General features: G+C 62.9%; 1 protein-coding gene. It reads right to left on the minus strand.

Annotated elements, in window-relative coordinates; genetic code table 11:
• Window positions 1–1,375, minus strand: a 1,375-nt coding sequence (locus NW838_RS00805; RefSeq protein WP_414427309.1) for a pyruvate kinase, incomplete at its 3' end; no start/stop codon positions are given.
• Window positions 1,376–1,433 lie beyond the last annotated feature (58 nt).

Raw genomic sequence — 1,433 nt, forward strand, 5'->3', positions numbered from 1 at the left:
CCAGCAGGTAGGGGCCCTTGTTGAGCATCACACATTCGGCGCGGGCAGACATCACCGCATCGGAAAGCTCAGGCCGCGAGGGCAAGCCCTCCTTGGTGAGCTGATCCAGCACCTGGGTAGCCCAGACCACCGGCACCTGGGCTGCCTCGCAGATCCACAGCAGTTCCTCCTGGATCTCGCCCAAGCGCAGCCAACCGATCTCCACGGCCAGATCGCCGCGGGCAATCATCACCCCCAGGGGCCGGCAGCCGGCAACGGTCGCGATCAAGGCCGGCAGGTTTTTCACCGCCCGCTGCGTTTCCATCTTGAGGATCAAGCCCAAATCGGGGCGAGCCTGCCGCCGCTCCAGCTCAGAAACCAGCAACTGCAAGTCCGCGGGCTGCTGGACAAAGGAATAGCCCACTAAGTCGGCATGCCGCACCACAAAGTCCAGGTCTTGGCAGTCTTTGTCGGTAAGGGAACGGATCTGGAGCTGACTGTCAGGAAAATTGAGGCCTTTTTCTGCTCGCAACTTCTTGCCCTGAGGGGCAACTTTGTCCACCTCCAGCACCACGCCTGCCGGCTCGATCCTTACCACGCGGGCGCCGATTTTGCCGTCGTCGATCCAAACGGTTGCCCCCACTTGCAGGTGCGCCAAAACCTCCGGCAGGCTGCAGGTCACCTGGCAGGAGATATCGGCGCTGGCCTCAGGAACCTTCGCGGTGAGCAGGATGCGATCCCCGCGGTACACCTTGGTTTTGCCGGGGGGCATGGCCACTGGGCCGGTGCGGATCTTGGGGCCGGCCAGGTCCAGCAAAATCTTGCAACGCCGTTGGGTCTGGGCTTCGGCCTGGCGCAAGTGGGCCACCATTTTCTCCCACACCGAGGGCTCGTCGTGGGCGCAGTTGATGCGGGCCACGTTCATGCCCCGCTCCAACAACTGCAGCAACAGCTCCGGCTGCTCGGCGGCTTCGCTGGGCAGGGTCACCATGATGCGCGCGCGGCGATGGGGAGAAGGAGGGCCAAACAGCGCCTCGGCGTGCTGCTCTAGTGCCGTATCCCCGGCATAAAACTCTTCATAGCTGGGTGCCGTATGGGTCAAACCCTGGGTGGCTGCCAAAATAGCAATCACCGCATCCAGGCTCTCCAGAACCCGCGACTCACAGCGCCCCAGCGAGGACAGCCCCGCAGCCGCCAGCTCCAGTTGCAAGCTGCGCAGATCCTGTTGGCGCAGCGCCAGGTAGCGCGCCAGGTTGTGGATGGCCGCAGGAGGGCTCGTAAGGCAGCCCCAAGCGGCCAAGTATTTCTGGGATCCCTCTACAACCTGCTGCCGCAGCTCCAGGAGCCGCTCCAGCAAACTCCTAAGATTGCAGGAGGGGGAAGAGGAGGAAACCATGTCGAAAGTCTTCCCAAGACAAACCCGGCCCAATTCTATGCCTGAGCTTACTTGGGGT

The organism is Synechococcus sp. R55.2, assembly GCF_047462075.1.
In the GTDB taxonomy this organism is placed as follows: Bacteria; Cyanobacteriota; Cyanobacteriia; order Thermostichales; family Thermostichaceae; genus Thermostichus.